This window comes from Streptomyces sp. NPDC055078, assembly GCF_053607985.1.
Window position 1 is genome coordinate 1 of the sequence record NZ_JBSGUP010000548.1, and the last position, 5,612, is coordinate 5,612.

Sequence of the window (5,612 nt, forward strand, 5' to 3'; positions counted from 1 at the left end):
GGGGACCGTCGAGCTGACCGTGCTGGACGATCTCGCCCGGATCGAGCCGACCACCCGCCGGGTCTCCCTCGCGGACGGCGCGGCCACCGGCACCTTCGGCTTCACCGGCTTCGACGCCCACGGCAACAGCGCCCCCGTCGAACCCGCCGATGTGACGCTGCGCTACGACCGGTCGCTGTTCGACATCCGCGACAACGGCGCGGGGTCCTTCACCGTCTCCTCCCGTACGGGCACGGGCGCCGGCGCGATCACCGCACAGGTCGCGGGGGTCACCACCACGCTCGCCGCGGGAGTCGGCCTCACCCGGCAGCCGGTGACCGGCTTCGACGACGCCGGGTCGTGGACCTTCAGCCAGGCCCGCGCCGCCGGTTCGCTCGCCGCGACGCCCGCCGGGCACAGCGGTACCGGTCTGGAGCTGACGTACGACTTCACCCGCTCCACCGCGACCCGGGCGGCCTACGCCAGTCCGCCGCGGCGGATCACCGTCCCGGGGCAGCCCCGGGCCCCGCAGTCGTTCACTCTGTGGATCAACGGCGACGGCCGGGGAGCCTGGCCCACCCTGCATCTCAAGGACGCCGCCGGATCCGACCAGTTGCTGCGCGGGCCGTTCATCACCTGGACCGGATGGCGGCAGGTGACCTTCACCGTCCCGCCGGGAGCGGCGACACCCGTATCGGTGCACCGCTTCTATCTCGCCGAGACCGCGGCGGCCAGGCAGTACACCGGGAAGATCGTGATCGACGGTCTGGAGGCCCAGGTGCCACCCGACGTCGCCCTGCCCGAACAGCCGCGCACCACCGATCCGCTGATCGGCTCCGCGGCCGGGACGGCGGAGCGGGACTGGCGGTTCGCGGTGATGTCGGACGCGCAGTTCGTCGCCCGGGAGCCGGACAGCCCGATCGTCCGCCAGGCGCGGCGCACCCTGCGTGAGATCAAGGCGGCCCGGCCGGACTTCCTCGTCGTCAACGGCGATCTCGTGGACGAGGGATCACCGGCTGATCTGGCGTTCGCCCGCCGGGTGCTGACCGAGGAGCTGGGCGACGAACTGCCCTGGTACTACGTCCCCGGCAACCATGAGGTGATGGGCGGCCGGATCGGGGACTTCATCGCCGAGTTCGGGCCCGCGCACCGTACGTTCGACCACCGCGGCACCCGGCTGGTGACCCTGGACACCTCCAGCCTCACCCTGCGCGGCGGCGGCCTCGAACAGATCAGGTCGCTGCGCGCCCGGCTCGACGCCGCCGCGCGGGACCCGCGGGTGTCCTCCGTACTGCTCGTCCAGCACGTACCGCCGCGCGATCCGACCGCGCAGCAGGGCAGCAGGCTCGGCGACCGCAAGGAGGCCGCGCTGATCGAGCAGTGGCTCGCCGGGTTCCGCCGCACCACCGGCAAGGGCGCCGCGTTCATCGGCAGCCATGTGGGGGTCTTCCACGCCGGGCGGGTCGACGGTGTCCCGTATCTGATCAACGGCAACTCCGGCAAGAACCCGGCGGGCCCGGTGGACGAGGGCGGCTTCACCGGCTGGTCGCTCGTCGGCGTCGACCCGGTGAGCCGGGGCGAGCAGCTCGCCGCCCGCCAGCGGCCGTGGCGGGGCGGCCCTGACTGGATTTCGGTACAGACCCGCGCCCACACCGACGCCCTCGCCCTGGACGCACCCGATGCCCTGTCACCCGGCAGTGCGGGTACGGTACGGGCGACCGTCACCCAGGGGGTACGAACCGTCCCGGCCGCCTACCCGATGAGCGTGGACTGGTCCGGCTCGCCCGGCCTCCACCTGGGCCCGCCCGCCACCGCCCGGCCCCGCCACAGCGCCGCCTTCGACCCGGCGACCGGCCGGCTCACCGGGCTGCGGGCGGGGGAGGTGACCCTGGTCGTGACGGTGAACGGAGTGACACGGAGTGCCACGGTCCGGGTGACGGCGGGGACGGGGTAGCCGCCCGGCCCGGGCCCGGGTGCGCGCCGCCGGGCGGTGGCGGGACCGCGGCCCCGACCTCCTGGCCCGGTCCGGCCCGGCCCGGTCCGTCCCGCTCGGCGAGGGTGCCCCCGGGCCGGTGCGCTCCCCGGGCCCGTGCCCCGGGGAACGGGCCCATGGCCGGGTCCGGGCCGCCGGCCCTCACGTACAAGATGCCGCCCGGGGGCACCGGCAGGATGCCGCCCGGGCGCACCGGCCCGGGCCCGGTGTGCGCTCGCCGTGCGAGAAACCGCCGCAGCGGGCAGCCTTGGTCATGAGCGGTGGGGAGGAGGTGGTGCACGGTGCGAGGACCGCGTGCCGCCGCGGCGGCGGCGCAGGAGGACAGCGGCGCGGGCCCCCCGCCACTCCTGTCGCTCGCTCTCGCCGGGATCATGGACGATGTCCACGCCCACTCCGGGGCGATCTATCTGCTGGCACCCGGCGAGTCCGGCCAGGTGCTCGAAATGGCCGTCAAGGCCGGACTGCCCCGGGCGTTCACCGCTCCCTGGGAACGGGTCTCGCTCACCACGCTCATCCCCGTCACCGACGCCGTGAGCCGGCGGCGGCTGATCTGGGTCCCCAGCGAGGAGGAGATGGCCCGCCGCTACCCCCGGATCGCCCTCGTCCTGCCCTATCCGTACTGTCTGGCCGCCGCGCCCGTCGTGGCCGGTGAAACGGTGTACGGAGCCGTCTATGTCACCTGGCCCGCGTCCCACCCCCCGGAGCTGTCCGAGGCGGAGCACACCCGGCTCACCACCGCCTGCGACCAACTGGCGACCAGGCTCCGGCAGGCGGCCGAGCAGGGCAGCCCGATCGTCCCCGATCTGTACTTCCTCGGCTCCGGGGCGATGGCGGCGAGAGTGGGAGGGATCGAGGCGGTACAGATGCTCGCCCGGCTGCCGGACGGGATGTGCTCCCTCGATGTGGAAGGCCGTGTCACCTACGCCAACCCCGCCACCGGCGAACTGCTCGGCGCCCCCGTCTCCCGGCTGCTCGGAAAACAGCTGTGGACCGCGCTGCCCTGGCTCAACGATCCCGTGTACGAGGACCGTTACCGTGCGGCGATGCTGAGCCAGCACACCACTTCGTTCACCGTGCTGCGCCCGCCACGGGGCTGGCTCACCTTCCGGCTGCACCCCGGACGGGACGGCATCAGCGTGCTGATCGCCCCGGCCCGCGAGGCGCTGCGGCTCATCCCGGCCGGCACCCCGCCCGAGCGGTCGCCCAGCCTGGTCACCATCTCCCATGTACTCAGCCTGGCGAGCGCGCTCACGGAGGCCGTCGGCGTCGACGATGTGATCGAGCGGGTGGCCGACGAGATCATGCCGGCGCTCGGCAGCAGCACCCTGGTGATGCTGGTCTCCGAGAACGGACGGCTGCGGATCCTGGGGCAGCGCGGCTACCCGGACCCCCGGATCGTGGAGCGGTTCGACGGCACCCCCCTGACGGCCCCCATCCCCGGCGCCCAGGCCCTGGCCACCGGGGTTCCGTCGTTCTTCGAGTCACGCGCCGAACTGGAACGGGTCTACCCCATCCGGTTCGCCACCCCGGACGGCATGGCCTCCTGGGCGTATCTCCCCCTCGTGACCTCCGGGCGGCCCGTCGGCACCTGCGTACTCGGCTACGCGAGGGAGCACCGGTTCTCCACCGACGAGCGGGCCGTCCTCACCAGCCTCGGCGGACTCATCGCGCAGGCACTGGAGCGGGCCAGGCTCTACGACACCACCTACCGGCTCGCCCAGGGACTCCAGTCCGCGCTGCTGCCGCACTCCCTGCCCCGGCTGCCCGGACTGGAGGTCGCGGCGCGCTATCTGCCGGGCACCCAGGGCATGGAGATCGGCGGTGACTTCTACGACCTGGTGCCCACCGGCGACACGGCCGCCGCCGTCATCGGGGACGTCCAGGGCCACAATGTCACCGCCGCCGGACTGATGGGCCAGGTCCGCACCGCCGTACGCGCCTACACGGCCGTGGGCCAGCCGCCCGGCCAGGTCATGACGTCAACCAACCGGCTGCTGATGGATCTCGACGCGGAGTTGCTGGCCTCCTGTGTCTATCTGCATCTGGAGCTGGGCGCGCACCGCGCGCTCCTCGCGCGCGCCGGACACCCCCAGCCCCTGCTGCGCGATCCGGACGGCCGGGTCCGGGCGCTGGAACTGGCGGGCGGGCCGCTGCTCGGTGTCGATCGGGCGGCGGAGTACCCGACCACGGCGGTGTCGCTGCCGCCCGGATCGGTCCTGGTCCTCTACACCGACGGACTCATCGAGACACCCGGCATCGACCTCGACGACGCCCTGGCGGCACTGGCCCGGCGCCTCGCCCGCAGCACCGGCGAATCCCTGGAGGACCTGGCCGACACCCTGATCGGCCCGGCCGGAGCCGAGGGCCGCCGCGGCGACGACACCGCCCTCCTGCTGCTGCGCCCGCTGCGCTGAGCCGGGCGCCCGCCCCTTCCGGATTCCCGCTGACACGTTCTACGGTGTGCGCCGCGCCCGGGACGCCTCCGCCAGGTCACATCTTGAGAGCGATGGCGCGACTCGGGCCCGGCGCGCGCCCCGCCCCGTACAAACCGCGCAGACAGGGGGCCATACTGGACCTGCCGGGGAGGGCGCGGAGCAGCGACGGGGGCGACAGCAGGCGATGGCGGAAACCAGGCTGATCCAGGGCCGGTACCGGCTGCTCGATGTCATCGGGCGCGGCGGCATGGGCGAGGTGTGGCGGGCCGTCGACGAGTCGCTGGGGCGGCGGGTCGCGGTCAAGTGCCTCAAGCCGATGACCCAGCACGACCCCTCGTTCGCCACGGTGCTGCGCGAGCGCTTCCGCCGCGAGGCCCGTGTCGCCGCCGCCCTCCAGCACCGCGGCGTCACCGTCGTCCATGACTTCGGCGAGTACGAGGGCGTGCTCTATCTGGTGATGGAACTGCTGGAGGGCCACAATCTCAGCCAGCTCCTGGAGGAGAACCAACAGCTCCCGCTGCCCGTCGGCGATGTCGTCGACATCGCCGAGCAGGTAGCCGACGCGCTCGCGTACACCCATGAGCGGGGCATCGTGCACCGCGATCTGAAACCCGCGAACATCATGCGGCTCACCGACGGCGCGGTGAAGATCTGCGACTTCGGCATCGCCCGCCTCGGCGAGGACATCGGCCGCTCGTCGCGGCTCACCGGCACCGGCATCGCCATGGGCACCCCGCACTACATGTCGCCCGAGCAGATCGGCGGCGGCCGGGTCGACCACCGCAGTGATCTGTACTCGCTGGGGTGTGTGCTGTACGAGATCGCCACCGGAGTCCCGCCGTTCGACCACGAGGACGCCTGGGCCGTCCTCGTCGGCCACCGGGACACCGTCCCGCAGCCGCTGCGCACGCACCGGGACGAGATCCCCGACACCTTCCAGCGGATCGTGCTCGATCTGCTCGCCAAGACCCCGGACGGCCGCCCGTCCGACGCCAAGGACCTGCGGCGGCGGATCGTACGGGAGGGGCGCCCCCACCCCCAGCCGTCCCAGTTGTCCCCGCCGTCCGTCGCCCTCCAGCAGCGGCTGCCCGCCTGGACCCGGGGAATGACCGGCGGGCACCCGGCGGCGGGCACCTCGCCGAGGCCCGCGCCGCCCGACCACACGGCCGGGCTGACCGGCGAGTGGACCACCCGCACCGATACGC

The 5,612-nt window shown here is 73.5% G+C and carries 3 protein-coding genes; all 3 read left to right on the forward strand.

What is annotated here, in order from left to right:
* A partial coding sequence (locus ACWF94_RS31655; protein ID WP_453496257.1) for a metallophosphoesterase occupies positions 1–1,933 on the forward strand: 1,933 nt, incomplete at its 5' end.
* Positions 1,934–2,343: 410 nt separating this feature from the next.
* Positions 2,344–4,386, forward strand: a complete 2,043-nt coding sequence (locus ACWF94_RS31660; RefSeq protein ID WP_453496263.1) for a SpoIIE family protein phosphatase — start codon at positions 2,344–2,346, stop codon at positions 4,384–4,386.
* A gap of 205 nt (positions 4,387–4,591) precedes the next feature.
* Positions 4,592–5,612 (forward strand): serine/threonine-protein kinase (locus ACWF94_RS31665; RefSeq protein WP_453496260.1); only part of this gene is annotated, 1,021 nt, incomplete at its 3' end.